The 24,490-nt window shown below is 45.8% G+C and carries 29 protein-coding genes and 1 riboswitch; of the genes, 16 read left to right on the forward strand and 13 right to left on the reverse strand.

Annotated features, from left to right (window positions below; genetic code table 11):
* Window positions 1-30: 30 nt before the first annotated feature.
* The 6 genes from NYE49_RS05970 to NYE49_RS05995 all read right to left on the reverse strand — a co-directional run bounded on the left by NYE49_RS05970 (window position 31) and on the right by NYE49_RS05995 (window position 6,571).
* Window positions 31-1,146 carry a mandelate racemase/muconate lactonizing enzyme family protein gene (locus tag NYE49_RS05970; RefSeq protein ID WP_047182409.1) on the reverse strand — a complete coding sequence of 372 codons (1,116 nt, stop codon included), beginning with the start codon at window positions 1,144-1,146 and terminating at the stop codon, window positions 31-33.
* A gap of 8 nt (window positions 1,147-1,154) precedes the next feature.
* A complete protein-coding gene (locus NYE49_RS05975; RefSeq protein ID WP_047182410.1) occupies window positions 1,155-2,423 on the reverse strand; it encodes an MFS transporter in 1,269 nt (422 codons plus the stop codon).
* A 111-nt stretch (window positions 2,424-2,534) separates the two neighbouring features.
* The gene (locus NYE49_RS05980) at window positions 2,535-3,383 is read right to left on the reverse strand and encodes a GNAT family N-acetyltransferase (protein WP_047182411.1); all 849 of its coding nucleotides are present in this window, start codon (window positions 3,381-3,383) and stop codon (window positions 2,535-2,537) included.
* A 4-nt stretch (window positions 3,384-3,387) separates the two neighbouring features.
* A complete protein-coding gene (locus NYE49_RS05985; RefSeq protein WP_250540422.1) occupies window positions 3,388-3,819 on the reverse strand; it encodes a GNAT family N-acetyltransferase in 432 nt (143 codons plus the stop codon).
* A 108-nt stretch (window positions 3,820-3,927) separates the two neighbouring features.
* On the reverse strand, window positions 3,928-5,766 hold the full coding sequence (locus NYE49_RS05990; RefSeq protein WP_047182412.1) for a bifunctional homocysteine S-methyltransferase/methylenetetrahydrofolate reductase: 1,839 nt from the start codon (window positions 5,764-5,766) through the stop codon (window positions 3,928-3,930).
* Between the two features lie 89 nt (window positions 5,767-5,855).
* A riboswitch (SAM riboswitch) is annotated at window positions 5,856-5,973 on the reverse strand.
* Window positions 5,974-6,079: 106 nt separating this feature from the next.
* Window positions 6,080-6,571 (reverse strand): YajQ family cyclic di-GMP-binding protein, encoded by a 492-nt coding sequence (locus NYE49_RS05995; protein WP_003233034.1) that lies wholly within the window; start codon window positions 6,569-6,571, stop codon window positions 6,080-6,082.
* Window positions 6,572-6,669: 98 nt separating this feature from the next.
* On the opposite strand from NYE49_RS05995, the gene NYE49_RS06000 reads away from it, so the two are divergent.
* The gene (locus tag NYE49_RS06000; RefSeq protein WP_072173900.1) at window positions 6,670-7,566 is read left to right on the forward strand and encodes a S1 RNA-binding domain-containing protein; all 897 of its coding nucleotides are present in this window, start codon (window positions 6,670-6,672) and stop codon (window positions 7,564-7,566) included.
* Between the two features lie 52 nt (window positions 7,567-7,618).
* Here the strand turns inward: NYE49_RS06000 and NYE49_RS06005 are convergent, their stop codons facing one another.
* Genes NYE49_RS06005 through NYE49_RS06015 form a run of 3 tightly spaced genes read right to left on the reverse strand, consistent with a single transcriptional unit; the run spans window position 7,619 to window position 9,650 of the window.
* Window positions 7,619-8,203 carry a sporulation delaying protein family toxin gene (locus tag NYE49_RS06005; RefSeq protein WP_003244950.1) on the reverse strand — a complete coding sequence of 195 codons (585 nt, stop codon included), beginning with the start codon at window positions 8,201-8,203 and terminating at the stop codon, window positions 7,619-7,621.
* Window positions 8,200-9,129, reverse strand: a complete 930-nt coding sequence (locus tag NYE49_RS06010) for a sporulation-delaying protein SdpB family protein (RefSeq protein WP_342410975.1) — start codon at window positions 9,127-9,129, stop codon at window positions 8,200-8,202. The genes NYE49_RS06005 and NYE49_RS06010 overlap by 4 nt, the downstream gene beginning before the upstream one ends.
* Window positions 9,114-9,650 carry an SdpA family antimicrobial peptide system protein gene (locus NYE49_RS06015; protein ID WP_047182414.1) on the reverse strand — a complete coding sequence of 179 codons (537 nt, stop codon included), beginning with the start codon at window positions 9,648-9,650 and terminating at the stop codon, window positions 9,114-9,116. The genes NYE49_RS06010 and NYE49_RS06015 overlap by 16 nt, the downstream gene beginning before the upstream one ends.
* A 177-nt stretch (window positions 9,651-9,827) precedes the next feature.
* On the opposite strand from NYE49_RS06015, the gene NYE49_RS06020 reads away from it, so the two are divergent.
* The 4 genes from NYE49_RS06020 to nprB all read left to right on the forward strand — a co-directional run bounded on the left by NYE49_RS06020 (window position 9,828) and on the right by nprB (window position 12,824).
* Complete coding sequence (locus NYE49_RS06020) at window positions 9,828-10,175, forward strand: PadR family transcriptional regulator (protein ID WP_003245674.1); 348 nt, start codon at window positions 9,828-9,830, stop codon at window positions 10,173-10,175.
* A complete protein-coding gene (locus NYE49_RS06025) occupies window positions 10,172-10,759 on the forward strand; it encodes a hypothetical protein (protein WP_047182415.1) in 588 nt (195 codons plus the stop codon). The genes NYE49_RS06020 and NYE49_RS06025 overlap by 4 nt, the downstream gene beginning before the upstream one ends.
* 19 nt (window positions 10,760-10,778) lie before the next feature.
* The gene (locus tag NYE49_RS06030; RefSeq protein ID WP_003233021.1) at window positions 10,779-11,072 is read left to right on the forward strand and encodes a DUF3784 domain-containing protein; all 294 of its coding nucleotides are present in this window, start codon (window positions 10,779-10,781) and stop codon (window positions 11,070-11,072) included.
* Between the two features lie 135 nt (window positions 11,073-11,207).
* On the forward strand, window positions 11,208-12,824 hold the full coding sequence (gene nprB, locus NYE49_RS06035; RefSeq protein WP_342410976.1) for a neutral protease NprB: 1,617 nt from the start codon (window positions 11,208-11,210) through the stop codon (window positions 12,822-12,824).
* 46 nt (window positions 12,825-12,870) lie between these two features.
* On the opposite strand, the gene NYE49_RS06040 is transcribed toward nprB, so the two are convergent.
* Complete coding sequence (locus tag NYE49_RS06040) at window positions 12,871-13,722, reverse strand: DegV family protein (RefSeq protein ID WP_015252379.1); 852 nt, start codon at window positions 13,720-13,722, stop codon at window positions 12,871-12,873.
* A 137-nt stretch (window positions 13,723-13,859) separates the two neighbouring features.
* Here NYE49_RS06040 and NYE49_RS06045 point away from each other — a divergent pair, with 137 nt between their 5' ends.
* Both NYE49_RS06045 and NYE49_RS06050 read left to right on the forward strand, forming a co-directional pair.
* The gene (locus NYE49_RS06045; protein ID WP_003245017.1) at window positions 13,860-14,702 is read left to right on the forward strand and encodes a YitT family protein; all 843 of its coding nucleotides are present in this window, start codon (window positions 13,860-13,862) and stop codon (window positions 14,700-14,702) included.
* 18 nt (window positions 14,703-14,720) lie between these two features.
* The gene (locus tag NYE49_RS06050; protein WP_047182417.1) at window positions 14,721-15,176 is read left to right on the forward strand and encodes a BsuPI-related putative proteinase inhibitor; all 456 of its coding nucleotides are present in this window, start codon (window positions 14,721-14,723) and stop codon (window positions 15,174-15,176) included.
* Window positions 15,177-15,206: 30 nt separating this feature from the next.
* Here NYE49_RS06050 and NYE49_RS06055 read toward each other — a convergent pair whose 3' ends face one another.
* The 3 genes from NYE49_RS06055 to yitU all read right to left on the reverse strand — a co-directional run bounded on the left by NYE49_RS06055 (window position 15,207) and on the right by yitU (window position 16,473).
* Entirely contained in the window at window positions 15,207-15,404 is a 198-nt protein-coding gene (locus NYE49_RS06055; RefSeq protein ID WP_003245613.1) for a DUF3813 domain-containing protein, read from the reverse strand.
* Entirely contained in the window at window positions 15,405-15,557 is a 153-nt protein-coding gene (locus NYE49_RS06060; protein ID WP_015483078.1) for a hypothetical protein, read from the reverse strand.
* 103 nt (window positions 15,558-15,660) lie between these two features.
* Complete coding sequence (yitU, locus tag NYE49_RS06065) at window positions 15,661-16,473, reverse strand: 5-amino-6-(5-phospho-D-ribitylamino)uracil phosphatase YitU (RefSeq protein ID WP_014476412.1); 813 nt, start codon at window positions 16,471-16,473, stop codon at window positions 15,661-15,663.
* A 120-nt stretch (window positions 16,474-16,593) separates the two neighbouring features.
* Here yitU and NYE49_RS06070 point away from each other — a divergent pair, with 120 nt between their 5' ends.
* From NYE49_RS06070 to NYE49_RS06110, 9 genes are all read left to right on the forward strand, one after another.
* Window positions 16,594-17,361: a prolyl oligopeptidase family serine peptidase gene (locus NYE49_RS06070; protein WP_015383329.1), complete on the forward strand. Its 768-nt coding sequence runs from the start codon at window positions 16,594-16,596 to the stop codon at window positions 17,359-17,361.
* A gap of 63 nt (window positions 17,362-17,424) precedes the next feature.
* Window positions 17,425-17,733: a metal-sulfur cluster assembly factor gene (locus tag NYE49_RS06075; RefSeq protein WP_014479422.1), complete on the forward strand. Its 309-nt coding sequence runs from the start codon at window positions 17,425-17,427 to the stop codon at window positions 17,731-17,733.
* A gap of 64 nt (window positions 17,734-17,797) precedes the next feature.
* Window positions 17,798-17,968 carry a YqaE/Pmp3 family membrane protein gene (locus NYE49_RS06080; protein ID WP_003232996.1) on the forward strand — a complete coding sequence of 57 codons (171 nt, stop codon included), beginning with the start codon at window positions 17,798-17,800 and terminating at the stop codon, window positions 17,966-17,968.
* Between the two features lie 61 nt (window positions 17,969-18,029).
* Window positions 18,030-19,460 carry an FAD-binding oxidoreductase gene (locus NYE49_RS06085; protein ID WP_047182418.1) on the forward strand — a complete coding sequence of 477 codons (1,431 nt, stop codon included), beginning with the start codon at window positions 18,030-18,032 and terminating at the stop codon, window positions 19,458-19,460.
* On the forward strand, window positions 19,460-19,999 hold the full coding sequence (locus NYE49_RS06090; protein WP_003232993.1) for an MFS transporter: 540 nt from the start codon (window positions 19,460-19,462) through the stop codon (window positions 19,997-19,999). Before NYE49_RS06085 ends, NYE49_RS06090 begins: the two co-directional genes overlap by 1 nt.
* 204 nt (window positions 20,000-20,203) lie before the next feature.
* Window positions 20,204-21,241 (forward strand): N-acetyl-gamma-glutamyl-phosphate reductase, encoded by a 1,038-nt coding sequence (argC, locus tag NYE49_RS06095; protein WP_047182419.1) that lies wholly within the window; start codon window positions 20,204-20,206, stop codon window positions 21,239-21,241.
* A gap of 19 nt (window positions 21,242-21,260) precedes the next feature.
* Complete coding sequence (argJ, locus tag NYE49_RS06100) at window positions 21,261-22,481, forward strand: bifunctional ornithine acetyltransferase/N-acetylglutamate synthase (RefSeq protein ID WP_047182420.1); 1,221 nt, start codon at window positions 21,261-21,263, stop codon at window positions 22,479-22,481.
* 14 nt (window positions 22,482-22,495) lie between these two features.
* Window positions 22,496-23,272, forward strand: coding sequence for an acetylglutamate kinase (gene argB / locus NYE49_RS06105; protein WP_014476417.1), 777 nt, complete (start codon window positions 22,496-22,498; stop codon window positions 23,270-23,272).
* On the forward strand, window positions 23,269-24,426 hold the full coding sequence (locus NYE49_RS06110; RefSeq protein WP_047182421.1) for an acetylornithine transaminase: 1,158 nt from the start codon (window positions 23,269-23,271) through the stop codon (window positions 24,424-24,426). Before argB ends, NYE49_RS06110 begins: the two co-directional genes overlap by 4 nt.
* Window positions 24,427-24,490 lie beyond the last annotated feature (64 nt).

Raw genomic sequence — 24,490 nt, forward strand, 5'->3', positions numbered from 1 at the left:
TTATGTCTCAAAATAAAGAAATGGCCCAGCTTAATATGCTGAGCCATCCCACTTGTAGCGATTGACGATCTCCATATTGATCTCTGTTCCAATGCCTTTTCCTTTCGGGATGTGGACCATTCCTTTTGAAGGCTGCAGGCTGACGAGATCTGTAAAAGGATTCTCCATGACGTCCCACTCGATCGGTTCAATGTGATCGTTCTTCATTTTAGACCATGGGGGCAGACAGGCTTGTGCAAATAAAGCATAGAGCCGTGAGAGCGATCCGTCATATGCATGGGCGGATGCTCTGACGCCAAAATAACGCGCGAGCTGGAGGCAGTCCCGAAACTCATCAATTCCGTTGACATGCATGACATCGGGCTGAATGATATCCAAACAGCGCTGTGAAAGGAGAGGCACAAATTGCGCCGGGCCTTTCATGTTTTCTCCGCCGGCAACAGGAACAGACAAACGGCTTCGAAGCATAGCGTAATCCTGCGGCTGATCAAAGGGTAAAGGCTCCTCAAGCCAGCCAATGTTCGTCCATTCGGAGAAATAGCGCTCCCATTTAAAAGCTGCAGCGGCATCGTAGCTTTGGTTTGCGTCCAGAATCATCGTAATGGAGCTGCCTGCTGTATGCTGCAGCGCATTGATGTGCCGGACATCCTCTTTGAATGAAGTCCCGCCAATTTTGACTTTGATTTGCTCAAAACCTTTTTTCAACTGGGCTTCAACATTGGAGACTGAGCGGCTGATCCATTGCGGGGAGTCTGAGTACGATTGAAAAGACGCGTACACAGGAATCTCCTCTCTGTATCGCCCGCCCCATAATTCGCATACCGAACAATCCGCAGCTTTGGCTGCAATCTCTGTCAGCGCCATGCTTACAGCGGAGGCCGCCCGCTGGTGCCATTTTTGAATCGTGCGCACTAATGACAGGCGGCTGCCAGCCTGTTTTCCTAATAGAAACGGGATGATCCGCTTCGTAAAACCGACATGGAGAGCAGAGAGCCAATCAACGCATTCTCCCCAGCCGTCTATCCCGCTTTCGGTGATAATCCTGATGAGATAACAAGTCCGATATCGTTTAAACCCATTGGCATCTCCGTATGGCTTTTCTAATCGGTGAAATAGCGGAAAGGTTTCAATCCGTACAATTTTCACACTGGGTGCTACCTTTCCTCAGCCGGCTGGAGCCGATTTCCAGCCATTTTAGGGTCTTCTTTTTCTTTTGTTTCTTCATTGTTTTGCTTCACATGGATGAGCATCATCACAAGAATCCCGACAACGAGAGTCAATCCCGCGATGCTTAAAAACATGCCGGGTCTGGACCATTGCATCAGGCGGCCGAAAATCGGAGGACCGATCGCTACCCCTAAGAAACGTACAGAGCCGTACAGCGAGGTGACAAATCCCCGTCTTTCCTTGCCGACAGCCCCGGTAATAAAACTGTTCACACAAGGAAGGACAAGACCTGAGCCTATACTGCTCAGTACAAGAACACTGATAAAAAGGACAAGATTTTCAATGAATGACAGTGCCGCGTAGGATACGGTCATGAACGCCAATCCAAGTACGATCAGCTTTTTCATTAACGATTGCTTTTGCCCGATTTTGCTTCCTGTTGTATAAGACGTCACACACATAACCAAAAGCGGAATCGCTAAAATTAAGCCTTTTTTCACGCCGTCGGTGTCGTATGTTTTTTCAAGAACATCTGAGAGATAAAACAGGATGCCGAATAAAGTAAACAAACAGGTCGCACCTGCTAAATAAGCGGTAAACAGCCATCTGCCTTCATGTTTAAAGACACTTAACAGCCCTTTTGCATATTTTCCGATTGGTGGCGGTTCTTTTTCCTTTTTCTTTTCTTTAATAAAAATCCAAGTCAGTACGATCGAAATGATACAAAACACAGGAAAGGCAAAAAACGCGCCATACCAGACAAGCAGGGCGATCAGCGAGCCAATGATCGGTGAAAGTACTTTCCCCATGCCGTTTGAAGCTTCAACAAGGCCGAGCACCTTGCTCTCCTGGGCGCCTTTAAACAGATCTCCCGTCAGTGCCATGGCAATTGGGCCGGTTCCGGCTGCCCCGATTCCCTGAAGCGCACGTCCTGCCATGACCCAAGGAAAGGCATTATCAAAAAAACCTGCCGCAAACCCGGCTAACAAACCGCCGGCACCATACAAAATTAAGCAGGGAATAATGATGACTTTCCTTGAGAATCGGTCTGCGAGATAACCGACAATCGGAATCGCAAATGCTGCAATCAAGGAAAATACTGTGATCACGAGACTGACTTGAAATTGTGATAAATGAAGTTCAGATTTCATTTTTGGCAAAATCGGAATAAGCATCGAGTTTCCTAGGGTTAATATTAAAGGGATTGAACCGATTGCTACAATCGTCATTCCGTTATTTTGTTTTGATGATTCCATCTCAGAGCACACTCCTTTTCTTCTGCTTAGAATGTCCCTGATGGCTTCGTTTATTCAGCGATCAGACAGCAAAAAACCGAACAGAAGATACCTGTTCGGGAAAAAAGAGGGTTAACCGAGCGCCTGTGAAATCAAAGCATATAAGTGTCCATTTTGAATAGGCGCTTTTTTCTGATAGAACAAAAGCGGAGGTTCATCATCTTTATGAAATCCCATTTCTATCAGGCTGTCATGCAGAGACGTGTGTTCACTCGGTATATCGATTCGCATCGGCCCTTGTTTGCCGGCCGCCAGCCTGTTAATTATTTGTGCTGCAACATCTGATGATGGAGCGATGATGGGGCCGAATTTCAAATTGGCCGGTGTCTGTACAGAAAGTCCGTAGCCAATTAGCTGTCCGTCATGATTTCTGGCGATGATACATTCGCATGAAGCAGAAATAAGCTGCTGCAAAAGGTTTGATCGATCTCCGCCAAAGGCAGCCAGATCCGCCGCGGTTAAGTCGTGAAAGTCTTGTTCTCTAAAGGAGGTCAGTTCAGCGTCAAGCTTTTTTGTATAAGGTTGAAAACTATGACAGCTGTACTTTCGCACTGAACCTGCCGTATGAAAACCTGCTTTTTCATAAAGGGGCAAACCTTCTTTTGTGGCGCAAAGCCTGATGGCGGTGTTTTCACCCGTTTGGGTGATACAGGCGTTTACCATACGCCGGCCGAGACCGAGCCGTTGATATTCTTTGTCCACGATAACGAGGCCGATAGAAGCAAGACGGCCAAACAAAAACAAGCCGATGCAGGAAATAATATCACCGCTGACATTTTGATAACCGAAAAAGCGTCCTTGCTGGACAAGCAGTGCCAGCTCTTGTTCGCCGTAATCCGGCCACCCGGCTTGCCTGCAAAGCCGCAATAAGCCGGAAACATGTTCTTCATGAAGCTCAATCAGCTCATCCACTACGTTCATAAGATCACCTGCTTGTTCCTAGTGTTTTGTACATGACAATATGAGTGCCTATGCCGGGAATCTCAAACGGTTCGCCGAGTTCTTCCCACCCAAGCTTTGAATAGTAGCCTTTCACATGGCTTCTGGCATTGCACCAGACTGCCTGAACGCCGTTCTTTGCCAGTTTCTCTTCCGCGTGTTTGATCAGCGTGCTCCCGCCTTTTTGATCGCGATATCCTTCAAGCGTTGCCATGCCTCTCAGCCGATATGCTGGGGATTCTGTTATTAATGGCTGAATTTGCGGGGGAAAAGAAGCGATGCTGATCAGCTTTCCTTCAAAAAACGCGCCGAGATGAAAGGAGCCTTTTGCATGATCTTCTTCATATTTGCATTGTTCAATGGATTGATGGGGGCGCAGAATGCGGTGCCGGATTTCATATGTATCTTCCGCGGAAATGGTTTTGACTTAGAGCATAATGTTCCTCCTCATGACTGTTTTTCTATATCGTAACACGAATCCCGTTGAAAAAGACCGCCCGATTGGATCAGACAGTCTTTTAAGGGATTAATGCAAAAAGATATTTTGGCGCTGCTCATCTTTTTGCTGAATATATGAAGTAAGCTCAGCGGTTAAGTCAGATCTGAGGAAAGGCGTTATCAAGTAGATGCCGTTGAACAGCTCGCATGCCGTATCCAGCAGGGAGCGTGCAATCGCAAGGCTTTCCGCCTTTTGCTTTTCTTTATCTTCACCGGCATGGGCCATTTTTTCGCGAATCGTATCAGACAGCTTAATGCCGGGAATTTCATTATGGATGAATTCGGCATTCCGGCTGCTTGTCAGCGGCATGATGCCGATATAGATCGGCGTCTTCAGATGTTTTGTTTCATTATGGATATCGACAAGCTGCTGCTCGGAATAGACAGGCTGAGAAACAAAATAATCTGCGCCGCAATCTATTTTTTTCTCAAGCCGTTTTACCGCTTTATCCAGATGGCGGACGTTAGGATTAAATGCAGCGGCAACTGAGAAATTCGTTTTCTTGCCGAGCGGTTTTCCAGACAGAGACAGACCTTCATTGAATTGTTTGATCAGCCTGATTAAATCAAAAGATGTTAAATCATATACAGACGTCGCACCAGGAAAATCCCCGATTTTAGAAGGGTCACCTGTAATAGCAAGCACGTCATTCAGCCCTAACGTATCAAGGCCCATTAAATGTGACTGTAAGCCGATAATGTTACGGTCACGGCACGTAATATGGACAAGGGAACGCATATCGAGCTGCTGCTTGACAAGGGCGCCGCAGGCAACATTGCTGATCCGCGGGGTCGCCAGAGAATTGTCGGCGAGTGTCAGGGCATCGATTCCCGCTTCTTTTAATTCAGCCGCCGCCGATAGAAATTTGTCAAAGCTCAGTTTTTTTGGCGGGTCCAGTTCTACGATAATAGAGCGTTTTTTCGCCGCGATCTCATCCAGGCCGGGCTCGGTTCGCTCATGATGAACAGAAATGAATTCTTTCGCCCGGGTTTTGACTTCTTTTTCCGTAATCGGAGCCAGCCCGCCAACTGCTTCCGCCATCGCCCGGATGTGATTCGGCGTTGTGCCGCAGCACCCGCCGATAATCCGCGCGCCTTGCTTACGGAATTCTGACGCGCTGTTTTGAAAATACGTGTCGTCTGTTTCATAGACGAGCCGTCCCTCTTCAAGCGAAGGAAGACTGCTGTTCGGATAAACGGATAAGAATACGTCATCAAAAATCGGCACTTCGCTGAGCGCTTCAATCATGTGATAAGGGCCGAGGCGGCAGTTAATGCCGACAATATCAGCTCCGAGATCCGCAATCGAGCGCAATGCGTCAGAAAGCGGCGTTCCGTCCTGCAATACGCCTTGCTCGTGCATGGAGACATTGAGCATAATCGGAAGATCAGTCTCTTTGCGCGCGATTTTCAGCACTTCACGGGCTTCTTCCAAATCATAATATGTTTCTAACAGCAAGCCATCCGGCTCTTCATGCAGCAGCAGGTACAGCTGCTCGCGGAAGCTGCGCTTAATTTCGTCAAGACTGTACGCGTTTTTATTAAATGTGCGTATGCCGCCCATCGTTCCAAGCACGTATGCATCGCCTGCTGAAGCCCGCGCGATCTTTACGGCTTCCTGATTCATTTTTTTGATGTCATCCTCAAGCCCGTGTCTGGATAATTTAATATAGTTGGCCCCGTACGTATTCGTTTGAATAATGTTGGCTCCCGCTTCAACGTACGCTTTATGTATGCGCTGAATTTCCTCCGGCTTTGAAATATTGAGCTCCTCAAAACACCTGTCAATGCCATAGGAGTAGAGGAGTGTCCCCATGGCGCCGTCACCGATTAACACCTGTCTTTGCAAATCTTCTAAAAGTCCCATTGTCTGCCTCCTTTATTCACATCAGCAAGGAAAAAAGAGAAATAAAAAAAGTCCTCTTAAGAAGAAGACTTTGTCAGTGATTTTGTCTCTTCTTATCTTCCAAGCTGTTCGAGCTTGCTGGATTTAGCACCTTGGTCATGGCTGATCGCCATTACACCGGTTGCTGAAGCTTCGTCGGGCCAGTCCCTCTGCTTCTCTTGATAAGAACGGATATGAAATTTTCGTGTCAGGAAGTGCCAAAAGATACCTAGCGTTTTTCCCTTTCTCCAAATTTACCGAAAATAAAGACAATAATCAATAGGAATCAGAAAATTTATCTGAAATTTATAAATTGAACGTCAATTGGCAGATCTGCTCCCCGCACAGCTGAGATAATCTGCTGCAGGTCATCTTTGTTTTTTCCGGTGACACGCACTTGATCATCCTGCACCTGAGACTTTACTTTCAGTCCGGAGTTTTTGATGATCGTATTGATTTTTTTTGCGTTGTCCTTGTCAATGCCTTGAACAAGCTTTGCACGCTGGCGTACCGTTCCGCCTGACGCGTTTTCAACCTTGCCGTAATCAATGTTTTTTGTCGGAACGTTTCGTTTAATCAATTTGCTGACCAGCACATCTTTCAGCTGGCTTAATTTGAATTCGTCATCGGAAACGAGGACCAGCTCCTCTTTATCTAAAGAAATGTCGCTTTTGCTGCCTTTAAAGTCATATCGGGTACTGATTTCCTTCAGTGCGATTTGGATTGCGTTTTGTACTTCAGGCAATTCCACCTTGGATACAATATCAAATGAGCTTTCTTTTGCCATATGAAAACCTCCATAACATTTAACTTATGTGTTGATTATAGTAGAATAAAGAGAAACTTCCAACAGAACAAAGAATCAATTTGTGATGATTGGAAAAAATGTTAACAAAATCCGCAGAGAATAAGCGGAACAGGAAGGACGATAGCATGAGACCAGGGCAGCAATTAACCTTGAGTATAGATCACCAAACCGACTTCGGTTACTTTTTAACCGATGGGGAAGATACGATTCTCTTACATAACAGTGAAATGACTGAGGATATCGAGGACAGAGACGAAGTAGAAGTCTTTATATACGTCGACCAGCAGGAAAGGCTTGCGGCCACGATGAAAATTCCGGTCATCAGCGCGGATGAATATGGCTGGGTTGAAGTGGTGGATAAAGTTGAAGATATGGGCGTTTTCGTTGATGTCGGTTTATCGAAGGACGCACTAGTCGCAACTGAGCATTTGCCGCCGTACGAAGATGTCTGGCCGCAAAAAGGGGACAAACTTTACTGTATGCTGAAGGTGACGAACCGGGGGCGCATGTTTGCGAAACCAGCGCCGGAAGATATCATCAGCGAACTGTTTACCGACGCTTCAGAAGATCTGATGAATAAAGAGCTGACAGGTACGGTGTACAGGCTGATCGCATCGGGTTCATTCGTGATCACGGATGACGGTATCCGCTGTTTTATTCACCCGTCAGAAAGAAAAGAGGAGCCAAGACTGGGTTCAAGAGTCACAGGCCGGGTGATTCAAGTGAAAGAAGACGGTTCAGTCAACTTGTCGCTGCTTCCGAGAAAACAGGATGCAATGTCTGTTGATGCTGAGTGCATTCTAACGTATATGAGAACGAGAAACGGTGCCATGCCGTACAGTGACAAAAGCCAGCCTGACGATATCAGAGAACGTTTTAATATGAGCAAAGCCGCCTTTAAACGCGCACTGGGCCATTTGATGAAAAACGGAAAAGTGTATCAGGAAAATGGATGGACATACGAGAAAAAATAGCATGAAAACGGCTCGCCTGCAGCAGACTGCGGAGCGAGCCGTTTTTTTATGTCTAGTTTAATTCATCAACCAGCGTTCTGATTGCCATTTCGCGATCCACATTGTCTGAAATCGCAATCGGCGTAATATCAATGGCGAGAATGATCAGAATCAGGGCACCTGCTGCAGCAACATAAGAAACATAATAGAAATAGTTAGCGGTATCAACAGTGTTAACAAGCTCGGCCTGAACTCTGGATGTATCATCCTTGGAAGCGGCGATTTCCTTTGCTGCTTCTACTTTTTCTTCAACGATTTGACCTGCTTTTTTCAGCAGTTCATCCACTTTCAATGCATCTTTGCTGTAAACAGCTTTCTTCAGGTTATCAAAAAAGTCAGCATCCTCTTTTTTAATATCAGCGACAACCTGATTGGCAAAAGCCTTTGCCTGTTTTGTGTTGAGTTTGTCTGTCATCGCTTTATTAAAGACCTCTGGAAGCTGTTTGCCAACTTCCCCTTGGGCAAACACAAAGCCTTTAAAAATTTCCTCACCTGAATACTCAAGCTGCTTTGCCTGTGCCACACTTTCTTGCTGCTTTACCAAAAACACAGTCGTCACCAATACAACCGACAAAAAAACTAGAAACGCCTTCTTCAAACTGAAACCTCTCCCTTCTTGTGTTTTTTATTCCACAACAGTCTGCGAATATATGTAAATTGAATCGTGGAATCGATAGGAGTGAGATACAATATCAAAATGCCGGCCATGATAATCGAAAAACTGATGAGGCCCAGCATGACTGCAAAAATCTCATGCATAAAAACAGCGATGATCAAAATCAATCTCCAATGCTTCTTCGGCGCAAACAGCGCCGCGAAGACGACAATTTGAACCAGCAGCGTCCCCCATGTCGGAATCACCACGAACGGACTTGTTACAATTGGCTTCGTTAACGCCTGAAAAAAGCCGTTAAAGCCAATGGTTTTTTCCTGGGCGAAATAATAGACGGCCGTTCCGTCCACCCATTCCTGCTGAGACAGCTTAGCGACGGTAGAGTGAAAATAAAGCACCGCCACTTGGATTCTGATCACAAAATAAGAAATAAAAGCTGTTATTTTTCCAAGTGTTCTTTTGCCCTCTATAGGTCTCGTGCTCCAATGCCATTTTCTCGGATCGGTCAGCGTGATGGGAAGCAATAAAAAGGTCATGACGGCTGCTGCCTGCTCGCCTCCGTCGATGACGATCAGCGATGACTGCAGGCTGTAACTGACATACCAATGCAGAACCCCGGTGATTCTGGGGCGCCAGCCAATGACAACAAGCACCAGAATGGCAATGCAGACCCACCTGAAAAGATTTAACATCATATAGTTATTTTCGCCGAGGCAAAAGAGACTGAGATTCATTTTACAAGCTGGATAGCTGCTGATCCCGCTGGCTGGCTTCATAATGAGGCTCGGGTGATTGATGAGCAGCGTCAGCAGGCTGGATAGCGCAATGATGCTTCGCGCGAGGCCGTATACATTTGTCCACGGGTTTCTTTCGTCCCATCTGGTGATGGTCTGTTTTATGTTTTCGAGCATGAAATCACAACCTTGACTATGCTTTTTACCTGATAAGACGAAGGGGTGTATTTAGAATAGCTCCAAGGAACAATATCCTCTTTCGTTAAATAGTAGCTGCCACAAAGCAGCGGGCGGGGAGCGGGTGTTTTTAATTGCACGGTTTTGGCTTTGCTTTTGCATGCGCCGAGGTCCTTTTCTTTACATGCTGTCCACTGTTCCTTGCTGACTTGGCTGTAGATCACGCCCATTTCAACGCCTTGTGACCGCCCATACCGATACAGGCCGAATAGGTTGTCAGCCCTCATATTGGGCCATCTGACCATGGCGCTGGCATTTTCAGCCTCATATAAGCCGATTGCAGTATCACGCGGATTTTTGCTAAAAAAGCCCCAGCCCTGAGGGAGAATGCTGGACATGAGAAATTTGGAGTCCTTTGTCAGCGGAATCGGGGTTGTCCCTAAGCTGCCAATAATAGAAAACAGAAATAGCGAACCCCAAAGGATTGAAAAAATGACAAAAAATGATATCGATTTCTGCATTCGACTGCTCCTTTTAACCTGAAGAATCGTTTTTACACTTTTCATAATATAAAAACATTTATGTAATAAAAAGGTTAAAAAGTATGAGAAATTCCATTTTTGTTAAAAGAAAAAACAGGACATTTTACACTGCTATATGTGATTGATATATAGTGTTTTTTTCGATATATTTAAACCATGAAAACGAATCAAGTTAATGACCGCTGGATTGTTCAATTTCGAAAAGGGATTTTCGAGCTGGCCATCCTATCCCTGCTGCGTTCTAAACCGATGTACGGTTATGAGCTGACGTCATCCTTAAAAACCACCTCGGCGCTGGCTATTTCAGAGGGAGCGATTTATCCGATTCTGAAACGTATGACCGAGAAGGGATGGATCGAATTTTTTTGGGAAGATTCACTGGACGGCCCGAAAAGAAAGTATTACAAAATGACGCAAAAAGGAGAAGAAATGTTAAAAGAACGGCTGGAGAAATACCTGGAAACCCATCAAGCCTTACTGTCTTTATCGGGGGATTTGCTATGAATGGACAGCTTATCATTGACCGATACATGGAGGAACTAAATGCAGAGCTGGCGAATATGCCTGATGTAGAGAGAGAAAACGCTATCGACGAATTAAAGGGGCATATCACCGCTTTCGTTCAAGACAGAATCAAAGCCGGCCTTAGTGAAGAGGAACTGCAGGAAGCTGTTGAATCTGAATTTTCTCATCCAAGTGAGCTTGCCGAATTGATGATGGGTGATGGAGGAGAGACGAAAAGGAGGAGGTCTTTATTGGGCAAAAGCTGGCTTTCGGTCCTTCTCATTGTCGCAATTATCGCCCTGCCGCTGCTGCCGTCCGACTTCAGACATCTGCCGCTGGCTGTTTATTTAATGGTGCTCGCCGGATATGTATGGAAGCGGAAAAAATTGATGATGTTTGCAGGTGTCAGAAAAAACAAAATGCGCTCTCAAAAGGAGATTGTCAAGATTTCGCGAGTCGGTGCGGTTTATCTGCTGTTTTTAGCAGTGCTGCTTCTTTTGAGCCCGTTCCTCAATGCGCTTGTCGTCCTGCTGCTGATTGCAGTAAGCTGTGCCGCTTTTTTTCTTTTTCTTAACATCAAGTAATCTTGTAGGAGGCTGTAAGATGGAAATCAGCATCAATTATCTATTAATTGTCATCGCGCTTTTATTCTTTGTGGTTGCCTATTTTGTCGGAATCAAAAAACAAACCTGGATGCTGGCTGGGTTTAACGAGGCGCGTATACGGGATAAAGATCGGCTGGCCAGAATAGCAGGCTACTTTTTCTTGAATTCCGGTTTGTTCATTTTGCTGAATAGTTTTATCTCATTTCAAGGTCAGGAGCAGCTCATACCTCCGCTTATACTGGCATATGGAGCAGGGGTTATTATTTATGTCAATAAAAAATTAGTAGAGTAGAAAAAGAAGGGCAGAGCGAAATATCTCTGCCCTTCTTTTTTGGGAAAATAAGAACGAAGCACCACATACAAGTTTTTGTATTTTTGATAGGATGAAGAAAAATGATAGATTCTAAAATAGGAAGGATGTGGTGTTTTGCGCAACCTGACCAAGACATCTCTATTACTGGCCGGCTTATGCACGGCGGCCCAAATGGTTTTTGTAACACATGCCTCAGCTGATCAAAGCATCAAATACGACCATACGTATCAAACCCCTTCATACATCATCGAAAAGTCACCGCAGAAGCCGGTACAAAACACAACCCAGAAAGAATCGCTATTTTCCTATCTTGACAAGCATCAAACGCAGTTTAAGCTCAAAGGGAATGCGAACAGCCATTTTCGCATTTCGAAAACCATAAAGGATCCAAAGACAAAACAAACGTTTTTTAAATTAACGGAGGTTTACAAAGGAATTCCGATTTACGGCTTTGAACAAGCGGTCGCGATGAAGGAAAACAAACAAGTGAAAAGTTTCTTTGGAAAGGTGCACCCGCAAATCAAGGACGTCTCCGTCACACCGTCTATTTCTGAGCAAAAAGCAATGCATACAGCGAGGCGTGAGCTCGAGGCTTCCATTGGAAAAATCGATTATCTTGATGGGGAACCAAAAGGCGAATTATATATCTATCCACACGACGGTGAATATGATCTCGCCTACCTTGTGAGACTCTCGACATCTGAACCTGAGCCTGGCTATTGGCATTATTTCATCGATGCCAAAAACGGAAAAGTCATTGAGTCCTTTAATGCCATTCATGAAGCGGCAGGCACAGGAATCGGCGTGTCAGGTGATGAAAAAAGCTTTGACGTCACAGAACAAAATGGGCGCTTTTATTTGGCTGACGAAACAAGGGGAAAAGGGATCAATACGTTTGACGCGAAGAACCTGAACGAAACCTTGTTTACGCTTTTGTCTCAACTGATCGGGTATACGGGCAAAGAAATTGTCAGCGGCACGTCCGTATTTAATGAACCTGCGGCTGTAGACGCACACGCAAATGCGCAAGCCGTTTACGATTATTACAGCAAGACATTTGGCCGTGATTCTTTTGATCAAAACGGAGCAAGGATTACGTCTACCGTGCATGTCGGCAAACAATGGAACAATGCTGCGTGGAACGGTGTCCAGATGGTATACGGGGATGGAGACGGTTCGAAATTTAAGCCGCTGTCTGGATCGCTCGACATTGTCGCGCATGAAATCACACACGCAGTCACACAGTATTCCGCCGGTCTTTTATATCAAGGAGAACCCGGTGCATTAAATGAGTCCATTTCTGACATTATGGGCGCGATGGCTGACCGTGATGATTGGGAGATCGGCGAAGATGTCTATACTACTGATATTGCAGGAGATTCATTGCGGTCATTGGAGGACCCATCTAAGCAGGGAAATCCAGATCATTACTCGAACCGCTACACAGGAACAGAGGATTATGGCGGAGTCCATATCAATTCGTCCATTCACAATAAAGCAGCTTATCTTCTTGCAGAAGGAGGCGTGCACCACGATGTACAGGTTGAAGGGATTGGGCGTGAAGCAAGTGAACAAATTTACTATCGGGCTTTAACATATTATGTAACGGCGTCTACAGATTTCAGCATGATGAAGCAAGCGGCGATTGAAGCTGCCAATGATTTATACGGTGAAGGCTCGGAGCAATCAGCTTCAGTCGAAAAGGCGTATGAGGCTGTCGGCATTCTATGAGCAAACAAAAACAGTCAGGACACAGAGTCTGACTGTTTTTGTTTGCTCATTTTCTTAAAAAGAATATCGCCAATGTACCTGGACCGGCATGCGAGCCGATTGCTGAACTGATTGGATGCATAATGATTTCTTTCGGCTTGAACGCTTCCTCAATCAGGTGTTTCATGTCCGTGGCTTTTTCTTTGTTCGCGGCGTAGCTGATCCCGACGGTTTGATTGCTCCAATCATCCCCGCGCTCTTTCATAAGCTCGATGATCCGTTTGAAAAGTTTCTTCTGTCCGCGGATTTTTTCCAGAGGCACAAGCTTGCCGTCCTCCATCTGAAGCAGCGGTTTAATATTCAACAGGCCGCCGACAAAAGCGGACGTTTTGGATATCCGGCCGCCCCTCGCGAGATATGTTAAATCATCAACGGTAAAAATGTGTTCAAGCTGGCTGCAAAAGTTCTTTACAGACGTTTCAATTTCTTGTATTGTATTCCCGTTGATACAGAGATCGGCAGCATGCCGGACAGCCAGACCGTATCCTAATGAAGCGCATTTGGAATCAATGACCCGCAAATCGAAATCGGGGAATTCCTCCTTCACTTCATTGGCGATCATTACAGCTGTCTGATACGTGCCGGAGAGACCTGAGGAAAAGGCAATGTAAAGAGCGGGATCACCTGTTTCGGCATATTGCAAAAACACATTTTTAATCGTTTGCGGTGAGGCTTGGGACGTCTTAGGCGTTTCTCCATTTTGCATCGCTTCAAATATTTGATCTGCTTGAATTGTGACTGCATCTTCGAATTCTTTATCGCCGAGAGAAACCCTGAGTGGAATAAAGCCAATGCCTTTTTCTTCAAAATAAGAACGAGGCAAATCAGTGGCGCTGTCAGCGATGAGATGAACTGTCATATTGCTTCCCTTCTTTCCGTTATCGCTCGTTATCATGAGAGTTAAGCCAACTATATCATATTAATTTGCCAAAATCGTGTTCAAATATTTGTTTTAAGGGAAAACATAATAAAGAAGAAAGAGCGGAGGAACATGCCATGGTACTAGATCAAACAAAAAAATTACTCATCGTCATCATCGGCGCTTTACTCAATGCTGCCGGGCTGAACTTATTTTTGATTCCGGCAGATGTATATGCCAGCGGATTTACAGGTGTTGCCCAGCTTTTATCAAGCGTCGTTGATCAATATGCCCCCTTTTACATATCGACGGGAACGCTCTTGTTCCTCTTAAACATTCCGGTCGGTATTTTAGGATGGCTGAAGGTCGGCAAATCGTTTACGGTTTACAGCATTTTAAGTGTCGCACTCACTACTCTGTTTATGGGGATCTTGCCGGAAACAAGCCTGTCACATGACATTTTGCTGAACGCGGTGTTCGGCGGCGTCATTTCCGCAGTCGGTATCGGCTTAACATTAAAATACGGAGCTTCGACAGGCGGGCTTGATATCGTCGCCATGGTGCTCGCAAAGTGGAAGGATAAACCCGTCGGCACGTATTTCTTCATTCTGAACGGGATTATCATCTTGACGGCAGGATTATTGCAAGGTTGGGAGAAAGCATTATATACCCTGGTTACACTATATGTGACAACGAGGGTGATCGACGCCATTCACACTCGCCACATGAAGCTCACGGCAATGATCGTGACGAAAAAAGCGGACGAAATCAAGGAAGCCATTTACGGAAAAATGGTGCGCGGCATCACAACTGTTCCGGCAAAAGGAGCTTTTACGAACGAACAGAAAGAAATGATGATTATCGTCATCACGAGGTATGAACTGTACGATTTAGAAAAGATCGTCAAAGAAGTTGATCCGAAAGCATTTACGAACATTGTTCAAACGACTGGGATTTTTGGTTTCTTTAGAAAAGACTGACGAAAGCAGGTGGAAGTCGTGAAACGGCTGCTTGTGATGCTCCTCCCCGTGCTGCTTTTGATAGGCTGCGGGAAAGATGAGCAGACAGAACCCGATAAGGAGGTATCAGGCGGAATGGAGAATCAAGAGGTTGTTTTATCTATTGACGCAATTCAGGAGCCTGAACAAATCAAGTTTAACATGTCGCTGAAGAACCAAAGCGAACGTGCTATTGAGTTTCAATTCAGCACAGGGCAAAAATTTGAACTTGTCGTGTATGATTCTGAGCACAAAGAAAGATACCGTTATTCGAAAGACAAAATGTTTACGCAGGCTTTTCAAAACATGACGCTTGAATCTGGAGAAACATATGATTTCTCTGATGTGTGGAAGGAAGTCCCTGAGCCCGGAACCTATGAGGTAAAGGTGACATTTAAGGGCAGGGCGGAAAATCTCAAGCAGGTTCAGGCTGTTCAGCAGTTTGAAGTCAAATAAGAGGCTATGGCGAGTCGCCATAGCCCTTTTTTATTGCAGTTTGTCCAGCTGATTTTGAAATTGATGCAGCTGTTGACGTTCCGCATCTGTCGAATTGGCATACGCAGAAGATACAGCATTTTTGGCTCTCAGAATCGCTTGCTCCTGATCGCCTTCCTCAAAGCCGTTTGTCACCATGACCGCCTGTTGAACAAATGATTTTGCCTGCTGAAACAGTTCATTTCTCATTTAATATTCATACTGCCTTTCAGCCGAGTCTCGTGCCGCGGCATGCTGATGAGCTTCTTCTAAAGTAGACCGATATGGAAATTTTGCGGCGTGTAGCCCGATGGAGTCTTTACCCTGCTGAATAAACCTTCTGGATTTGCTTCGTTTACCCATTTTGAGACTGCCCCCTTCCATACTTTGACGAGATGAGTCGTCTTCAATAGTATGGTGGGGTAAAGTAAGGTTTATGAGTGGGAAAAATTAATACGGACCTTCTTTAAAGTGAGAAATATTCTTTCAAAAACCTTGCCACGCCGTCCTCTTCATTTGTAGCCGTTGTTCGGTTGGCAATCTGCTTGACCGCGTCAATTCCATTTCCCATTGCAACGCCGCAGCCTGCAAATTCAAGCATTTCCAAATCGTTATCCTCATCCCCGAAAGCAATGATCCGCTCCCTCGGCACGCCGTAATAATCGCTGATTTTCTGCAGGCCGACCGCTTTATTCATGCCGCTTTTGATAATTTCAATGACATGCCACGGCGCGGCCCATCTTCTATGGTCGATTACCTCGGCATGCACATCCGATAAATATGAGCGTATTGCTGGCACATCCTCTTCTTTTGCATGTATGAGTACAGACGTCACATCTTCACCAAGATTTTCCCTCAAGTCTCCGACTGTTACATTTGTTGTGTTCATGTTAAAGGCATCTATCAGGTGCTCATCATGGTAATGAAAGTATACGTCGTCAATCACTTCAGCAAGCACGTTATGTACGTTGTAGCTCTCGCTGATATCCACGAGCTGTTTGACAACATCAAGCGGCAGTGACGTATGATACCGCCCCCAGCTGTCGTCTTGCGGATGATGGACAAATGCTCCGTTAAAATTGACAATTGGCGTTGTCAGCTCCATCTGCTGGTAGTACATGGAACTTGAACGATACGGACGGCCTGTTGAGATGCAGACATAATGCCCGTCATCTTTTAGGCGCTGTATCGTCTGAAGGGTGTTTTCAGATATGGTTTTATCATCCTTTAATAATGTTCCATCTAAATCTAATGCGATTAAATAGGGTTTTGTCTCCATGAAAAGCTCCTTTAACCTTAGATTTTGCTTGTTTTGCCTTACTTACAGTGTAGCTTTTTACCATCTTTATTGTCTACATGTTACACTTATGATTATGGTTATCCTAAGGAGGGGCACATTGTGATACAAATTGAGAATCAAACCGTTTCCGGTATTCCGTTTTTACATATTGTAAAGGAAGAGAACAGGCACCGCGCTGTTCCTCTCGTGATCTTTATACATGGTTTTACAAGCGCGAAGGAACACAACCTTCATATTGCTTATCTGCTTGCGGAGAAGGGTTTTAGAGCCGTTCTGCCGGAGGCTTTGCACCATGGGGAACGGGGAGAAGAAATGGCTGTCGAAGAGCTGGCGGGGCATTTTTGGGATATCGTCCTTAACGAGATTGAAGAGATCGGCGTACTTAAAAACCATTTTGAAAAAGAGGGCCTGATAGACGGCGGCCGCATCGGTCTCGCAGGCACGTCAATGGGCGGCATCACAACGCTTGGCGCTTTGACTGCATATGATTGGATAAAAGCCGGCGTCAGCCTGATGGGAAGCCCCAATTACGTGGAGCTGTTTCAGCAGCAGATTGACCATATTCAATCTCAGGGCATTGAAATCGATGTGCCGGAAGAGAAGGTACAGGAGCTGATGAAACGTCTCGAATTGCGGGATCTCAGCCTTCAGCCGGAGAAACTGCAACAGCGCCCGCTTTTATTTTGGCACGGCGCAAAAGATAAGGTCGTGCCTTACGCGCCGACCCGGACATTTTATGACACGATCAAATCCCATTACAGCGAGCAGCCGGAACGCCTGCAATTTATCGGAGATGAAAACGCTGACCATAAAGTCCCGCGGGCAGCTGTGTTAAAAACGATTGAATGGTTTGAAACGTACTTATAAAGCACTAAGTTATTAACAAGAGCTGAATTTACGTTATACTGTAGAAAAAAGGAGTGAGGGAACGTGGAAGAAGCATTAAAAGAAAACATCATGGGCGCCCTGGAACAGGTTGTGGATCCTGAGCTTGGCGTTGATATCGTGAACCTTGGTTTGGTATACGATGTTGACATGGATGAAGACGGCTTAACGCACGTGACGATGACACTGACATCAATGGGATGCCCTTTAGCGCCGATTATCGTGGATGAGGTGAAAAAAGCATTAGCGGACCTTCCTGAAGTGAAAGACACAGAGGTTCACATTGTATGGAATCCGCCTTGGACTAGGGATAAAATGTCCAGATACGCAAAAATTGCGCTTGGCATTCAATAAAACAATAGAGGACAGCCTGACATGTGAGGCTGTCCTTTTTTACAGCTGAAAGGAGTGAAAGGAAATGATGTACCTGCTGGCAGTTTTATGCCCGCCGCTTGCTGTTTTGTTTTCGGGAAAACCGTTTCAGGCCTTGCTGAATCTCATATTGACCTGTATCTTTTGGCTGCCGGGCGCGATTCACGCCTGCTTTATCGTCGCCGACCGCCGTGCCGAAAAACGGGCAAGAAGATAATTTGGAAAAATGAGGACGCAGTCATGGTATAATGGTCATAAAAAACAGCAGGGAGAGCACTATGAAAAAGAAATTGCTTGCATTCGCGCTTTGTACTGGCGCGTATGCGGCCCTGTTTGCGTACTCTGTGAACTCAGAGCAAAAAACAGACACAAGCGAGATGACGGATGTCAGCCGACTGATGCCTGTAAAAATAAAGCAGACAGTGAAAGGGCAGGAAGAGGAAACGCTCATTGACACAGTCAAAGAGGCAAATCGAAAAAACATAAAAATTTCAATCGCCGGGGCCCAGCACTCCATGGGCGGCCATACATATTATGAGGACGGCATCGTTCTCGACATGACGGGCTACAACAAAATCCTGTCACTCGATCAAGAGAAGAAAACCATCAGGGTGCAAAGCGGTGCAACGTGGAATGATATCCAGAAATACGTGAATCCATACGGACTCGCGGTAGAAGTCATGCAGTCACAAAACATTTTTACAATCGGCGGATCTCTCAGCGCAAATGCACACGGGCGTGATATTCGCTACGGCTCGCTGATTGATACAGTTAAATCATTCCGGCTTTTAAAAGCTGACGGGACGATTATCACTGTCACTCCAAAAGATGATTTGTTTACGGCGGCCATCGGAGGGTACGGCCTTTTTGGCGTGATTCTTGATGTAACGCTTGAGCTGACAGATGATGAGCTGTATGTCATGAAGACAGAAAAAATGAATTACAGCACATACGCAGACTATTTTTCAAAGCATGTAAAAGGAAATCCAGATGTCCGAATGCATCTGGCGCGAATTTCAACAGCGAAAAAAGGATTTCTGAAAGACATGTATGTCACAAATTACGTATTGGCTGATCACCAGGATCAACTGCCATCATACAGCGATCTCAAAGAAGATGAGTATACGGGAGCCACAAAGTTTGCACTCGGTTTGTCAAGACGGTATGAATGGGGCAGGAATTGGCTGTGGGACACACAGCAATCCTATTTCCTGAGCCAAAACGGCACAGAGATTTCACGCAATAACGTCATGCGGTCCGAATCAAAGTTTCTTGAGTATGAAAACAATGACAACACAGATGTTTTGCAAGAATACTTTGTGCCCGTGAAGGAGTATGGGTCCTATATTGATGACCTGAGACAAACGCTGTGGGACGAAGATCTGAACCTGCTGAACATTACGATCCGCTACGTGCAGAAAAATGAAAAGGCCGACCTTTCCTATGCGAAGGACGATATGTTTTCGCTCGTGCTATTAATAAACGAGGGCTTTTCAAAAGAAGACCAGGCAGATACTGCCCGAATCATCAGGCGCATGACAGACGTTGCCATCAAGCACGGCGGCAGCTATTATCTGCCTTATATGATCTACCAGACAAAAGCGCAAATGAGACAGGCATATCCGAAAAGTGAAGCGTTTTTTCAGAAAAAACGAACCTATGACCCGGATGAGCGCTTTATGAATTACTTTTATCAGAGGTATAAATAATGGGGAAAAACAAATTAAAATGGCTGACATTATCACAAAGCAGCGTGTTTTTCGCAAGCAGCTTAATCTTTCCGTTTTATATTCTGTTTGTGAAAAATATCGGCTCAAGCTACACACAGTTCGGTTTTTCCTACGGATTGTTCGGGTTGAGCGGAGCGCTCATTTACCCGCTCCTCGGACGGCTGTCTGAAAGGTTTGACAGCCGTTATTTTCTGCTTCTGAACTCGTGGGGGATGGCTGTTCTGCTTTTATATGTCCCGCATATCGGAAGCGTCGTTCAAGTGTATATCGTCCAAGTGCTGTTAGGGCTCTTTGGAGCGATGCAAAAGCATGGAGAAAAAGTGCTGATCGCTAATTTTACAGACAGCGGAGAGCGTGGAAAGAAGATTGGGAATTACCATTTTTGGACAGCTGTCTTTTCAGCAGCAGCCATTATGCTCGGGGGTTTTCTCGCTGACTTTTTCACAGTGCAAATGATTTTTTATGCAAGCTCTATTCTATATTTTTTGAGTGGGTTGATGATGATGAAAACAGGCTGACGCGGTCAGCCTGTTTTTTTATGCGGCTGAAAAGCGGCGACACATCAACGTTTTCTGCTGGAGTCGTGCTGATTTTTTTGAGCGGAATTTCCATTGAACAGAAAATTTATAAATGAATAAAAATATTAAATATACGATTGAATTAATTTTTATTCATGTTATAATGTTAAATAATTTCACAAAGACCAAGAGGGTGAACTTGTTTTGAAAATAGGAATTGTAGGTGCTACAGGATATGGAGGCACCGAACTTGTCAGGATTCTCTCGCATCATCCTCATGCAGAGGAATGCATACTTTATTCATCCAGCGGAGAGGGGAATGTCTATAGCGAGGGTTATCCTCATCTTACCGGCTTAGCGGATCAGAAGCTGAAGCCGATTGATATGAATACGATCAAACACGAAATAGATATCATGTTTCTCGCTGCGCCGCCCGGAGTATCAAGTGAATTGACTCCAAAGCTGGCAGACGCGGGAATTCCGGTCATTGATCTGTCAGGTGATCTGAGGATACAAGAACCGGCTGAATATGAAAAATGGTATAAACGGACAGCGGCACCGAAGGCGGTGATTCAAGAGGCGGTATACGGTCTGGCAGAACTGAATCAACAGCAAATTCAACAGGCGAAACTCATTGCCAATCCAGGCTGTTTTCCAACAGCTGTTTTGCTTGGCCTCGCGCCATTGGCTCAAAAGAAACTGCTCGATGAATCTTTCGTTATCGTTGACGCGAAGACGGGTGTTTCCGGAGCGGGAAGAAAAGCATCCATGGGAACCCATTTTTCTGAGCTGAACGACAATTTTAAAATTTATAAAGTCAATGAACATCAGCATACGCCGGAAATTGAGCAGGCGCTGAATGAATGGCAGCCAGGTCTCGGGCCCATTACATTTTCGGCTCACTTGGTTCCGATGACAAGGGGCATCATGGCGACGATGTATACCAGATTAACCTGTGATCTATCCGCAGATGACCTGCATGATTTATATTCGGAATTTTACCAAGATTCATATTTTGTGAGAGTGAGGCCAAAAGGTCAGTACCCGCAAACGAAAGAAGTGTGCGGCAGCAATTTCTGTGATATCGCCGTGACCCTCGATGAGAGAACGAACAGAGTCACGATCGTCTCGGTAATCGATAATTTAATGAAGGGTGCCGCCGGTCAGGCAGTGCAAAACTTTAATTTGATGAATGGCTGGAATGAAGAAACTGGACTCACCATCACGCCAATTTATCCATAGAACGGGAGAGAATCGAACCATGATTCAGTTAAGTGAAGATCAAATTATAAAAGTAACAGGTGATGTATCCTCGCCAAAAGGGTTTCAGGCAAAGGGTGTGCATTGCGGGCTGCGTTACTCGAAAAAAGACCTCGGCGTCATTATCAGCGAGACACCGGCCGTGAGTGCAGCGGTTTATACCCAAAGCCACTTTCAGGCTGCTCCGATCAAAGTGACACAAGACAGCTTAAAGCACGGACCGACACTGAAAGCCGTCATCGTCAACAGTGCCATTGCCAATGCCTGCACGGGAGAACAAGGCCTAAAGGATGCATACACAATGCGGGAGAGCTTTGCTTCACAGCTTGGCATTGAGCCGGAGCTTGTCGCTGTTTCATCAACGGGTGTCATCGGCGAGCACTTAGACATGGATAAAATCCATGCGGGGATCGAGCTGCTGAAAGAAACACCTGCGGGATCAGGCGATTTTGAGGAAGCGATTTTAACAACTGATACGGTGATCAAGCAGACGTGCTATGAACTGGCAATCGGCGGCAAAACAGTCACGATCGGCGGAGCGGCCAAAGGCTCAGGGATGATACACCCGAACATGGCCACGATGCTGGGATTTGTGACAACTGACGCGGCAATCGAAGAAAAAGCGCTGCAAAAGGCGCTTCGGGAAATCACTGACGTTTCATTTAACCAAATCACAGTTGACGGAGAAACATCCACGAACGACATGGTATTAGTTATGGCGAATGGCTGCGCCGAAAACGAGTGCCTGACAGAAGACCATCCAGACTGGCCGGTCTTTAAAAAAGCGCTCTTGCTCACTTGTGAGGATCTGGCTAAAGAGATTGCCAGAGACGGAGAAGGCGCGACAAAACTAATTGAAGCCCAAGTACAGGGGGCGAAAAATAATCTTGATGCAAACGTCATTGCCAAAAAGATTGTTGGCTCAAATCTTGTAAAAACGGCAGTATACGGAACAGATGCCAACTGGGGGCGGATCATCGGAGCCATCGGACACTCCGCAGCACAGGTGACGGCAGAAGAAGTAGAGGTTTATCTTGGCGGCCAATGCCTGTTTAAGAATAACGAACCTCAGCCATTCTCTGAATCTCTCGCCAAGGAATACCTTGAAGGAGATGAAATCACCATTGTCATCAAGATGGATGAGGGGGACGGAAACGGGAGAGCGTGGGGCTGTGACCTGACCTATGACTATATCAAAATTAACGCGAGCTATCGCACGTAATAAAGGGGAGCGAAATGAAGAAAACAATCGTTTTTAAATGCGGGGGAAGTGTCATCCGTGAGCTGTCGGAGGAATTTTTTCAAAATCTGAAAGAGCTGATGGCGTCAGGCTGGAAGCTGGCGATCGTACATGGCGGGGGACCGGAAATCACAAATATGCTGAAACGGTTAAATATCAAGACAGAGTTTTCGGGCGGACAGAGGAAAACAACGAAGCCGGTGCTGGAAGTGGCGGAAATGGTTTTATCCGGTTCTGTCAATAAATTTTTCGTTGCTGAGCTTGCCAAACACGGACTGCGAGCCGCAGGCATTTCTGGTAAGGATGGCGGTCTTTTGGAGGCTGATTATCTAGATCCGGAAACATACGGAGAAGTGGGAGAAATCAAAAAAGTCGATGCGTCCATGGTGAACGCGCTGATGGAAAATGGCATCATCCCCGTTATTGCGCCGCTGTCTATGACAAGCGACTGCAAAACGCTGAATGTAAATGCTGATCTGGCTGCTTCAGCAGTCGCCGGAGCGCTTGAAGCCGATAAGCTGATGTTCGTCACGGATGTCGATGGAATCATGAAGGAAAAGCAGCGTCTGGACGTCCTGACCCCTAAGGAGATTCAGATGCTGATCAAGCAGGAAGTGATCACAGGAGGGATGATCCCGAAGGTCAATTCAGCCTTGTCAGCTTTATCAGATCAGGTGTCTGAAGTCATGATCGTAAACGGAAAAGGATCATTCTTCGCAGAACAAACCTTTCAAGGGACAAAAATCGTCAAAGCAAAGGAGGCTGTTTCATGAGCAGCTTGTTTCAAACCTACGGCCGTTGGGATATTGACATCAAAAAAGCAAAGGGAACGTACGTTGAGGATCAAAACGGCAAAACGTACCTCGATTTCATTCAGGGGATTGCGGTATCAAATCTAGGACACTGTCATGAAGCGGTGACAGAGGCAGTCAAAAAACAGCTTGACAGCGTATGGCACGTATCCAACCTGTTTCAAAACAGTCTCCAAGAGCAAGCGGCGCAGAAGCTGGCAGCGCATAGTGCGGGAGATCTTGTCTTTTTCTGCAACAGCGGCGCGGAGGCGAATGAAGGTGCGATAAAGCTTGCCAGAAAAGCAACTGGAAAAACAAAAATCATCACTTTTCTTCAGTCGTTCCATGGCCGCACGTATGCAGGGATGGCTGCGACCGGACAGGATAAAATCAAAACAGGCTTCGGCCCGATGCTTGAAGGCTTTCACTACCTGCCATACAATGATCCTTCTGCTTTTAAAGCTCTTGGGGAGGAAGACGATATTGCCGCGGTGATGCTTGAAACAGTGCAGGGAGAAGGAGGAGTCAATCCGGCGAGTGCTGAATTTTTATCAGCCGTACAGTCGTTTTGCAAGGAAAAGCAAGCCCTTCTCATCATTGATGAAATCCAGACCGGCATCGGACGGACGGGAAAAGGCTTCGCATATGAGCACTTCGGACTCTCACCGGATATCATCACAGTCGCCAAAGGATTGGGAAACGGCTTTCCGGTCGGCGCTGTCATCGGAAAGAAACAGCTTGGAGAAGCGTTTGCCCCTGGTTCTCACGGAACGACTTTCGGAGGAAACATGCTGGCGATGGCTGCTGTGAATGCCACATTGCAAATTGTATTCCAGCCTGACTTTTTGCAAGAGGCTGCTGACAAAGGGGCGCTTTTAAAAGAACAGCTTGAGGCAGAGCTAAAGAGCCCTTTTGTTAAACAAATCCGAGGTAAAGGATTAATGCTTGGAATTGAGTGTGATGGCCCGGTTGCTGACATTATTGCTGAATTGCAGACATTAGGCTTGCTTGTATTGCCGGCCGGCCCGAACGTGATTCGGCTGCTGCCGCCGCTCACCGTGATTAAGGATGAAATAGCAGAAGCCGTCAGCAAGCTGAAACAGGCAATCGCTCATCATTCCGCTGTAAACCAGTGATTTTTTTTCGATATAAAGGCATAAAAATTCATTTTTATAATTAATTATTCATCAAGAGGTGGGC

The organism is Bacillus sp. FSL L8-0358, assembly GCF_038593095.1.
In the GTDB taxonomy this organism is placed as follows: domain Bacteria; phylum Bacillota; class Bacilli; order Bacillales; family Bacillaceae; genus Bacillus; species Bacillus subtilis.

Excerpts from the sequence above, each read along its gene's own strand:
- NYE49_RS05975 (WP_047182410.1), bottom strand. The coding sequence starts at position 2,423 with ATGGAATCATCAAAACAAAATAACGGAATGACGATTGTAGCAATCGGT.
- NYE49_RS05980 (WP_047182411.1), bottom strand. The coding sequence starts at position 3,383 with ATGAACGTAGTGGATGAGCTGATTGAGCTTCATGAAGAACATGTTTCC.
- NYE49_RS05990 (WP_047182412.1), bottom strand. The coding sequence starts at position 5,766 with ATGGGACTTTTAGAAGATTTGCAAAGACAGGTGTTAATCGGTGACGGC.
- NYE49_RS05995 (WP_003233034.1), bottom strand. The coding sequence starts at position 6,571 with ATGGCAAAAGAAAGCTCATTTGATATTGTATCCAAGGTGGAATTGCCT.
- NYE49_RS06000 (WP_072173900.1), top strand. The coding sequence starts at position 6,670 with ATGTTAACAAAATCCGCAGAGAATAAGCGGAACAGGAAGGACGATAGC.
- NYE49_RS06010 (WP_342410975.1), bottom strand. The coding sequence starts at position 9,129 with ATGCTCGAAAACATAAAACAGACCATCACCAGATGGGACGAAAGAAAC.
- NYE49_RS06015 (WP_047182414.1), bottom strand. The coding sequence starts at position 9,650 with ATGCAGAAATCGATATCATTTTTTGTCATTTTTTCAATCCTTTGGGGT.
- NYE49_RS06020 (WP_003245674.1), top strand. The coding sequence starts at position 9,828 with ATGAAAACGAATCAAGTTAATGACCGCTGGATTGTTCAATTTCGAAAA.
- NYE49_RS06025 (WP_047182415.1), top strand. The coding sequence starts at position 10,172 with ATGAATGGACAGCTTATCATTGACCGATACATGGAGGAACTAAATGCA.
- NYE49_RS06030 (WP_003233021.1), top strand. The coding sequence starts at position 10,779 with ATGGAAATCAGCATCAATTATCTATTAATTGTCATCGCGCTTTTATTC.
- NYE49_RS06040 (WP_015252379.1), bottom strand. The coding sequence starts at position 13,722 with ATGACAGTTCATCTCATCGCTGACAGCGCCACTGATTTGCCTCGTTCT.
- NYE49_RS06045 (WP_003245017.1), top strand. The coding sequence starts at position 13,860 with ATGGTACTAGATCAAACAAAAAAATTACTCATCGTCATCATCGGCGCT.
- NYE49_RS06055 (WP_003245613.1), bottom strand. The coding sequence starts at position 15,404 with ATGAGAAATGAACTGTTTCAGCAGGCAAAATCATTTGTTCAACAGGCG.
- NYE49_RS06060 (WP_015483078.1), bottom strand. The coding sequence starts at position 15,557 with ATGGGTAAACGAAGCAAATCCAGAAGGTTTATTCAGCAGGGTAAAGAC.
- yitU (WP_014476412.1), bottom strand. The coding sequence starts at position 16,473 with ATGGAGACAAAACCCTATTTAATCGCATTAGATTTAGATGGAACATTA.
- NYE49_RS06080 (WP_003232996.1), top strand. The coding sequence starts at position 17,798 with ATGATGTACCTGCTGGCAGTTTTATGCCCGCCGCTTGCTGTTTTGTTT.
- NYE49_RS06085 (WP_047182418.1), top strand. The coding sequence starts at position 18,030 with ATGAAAAAGAAATTGCTTGCATTCGCGCTTTGTACTGGCGCGTATGCG.
- NYE49_RS06090 (WP_003232993.1), top strand. The coding sequence starts at position 19,460 with ATGGGGAAAAACAAATTAAAATGGCTGACATTATCACAAAGCAGCGTG.
- argJ (WP_047182420.1), top strand. The coding sequence starts at position 21,261 with ATGATTCAGTTAAGTGAAGATCAAATTATAAAAGTAACAGGTGATGTA.
- argB (WP_014476417.1), top strand. The coding sequence starts at position 22,496 with ATGAAGAAAACAATCGTTTTTAAATGCGGGGGAAGTGTCATCCGTGAG.
- NYE49_RS06110 (WP_047182421.1), top strand. The coding sequence starts at position 23,269 with ATGAGCAGCTTGTTTCAAACCTACGGCCGTTGGGATATTGACATCAAA.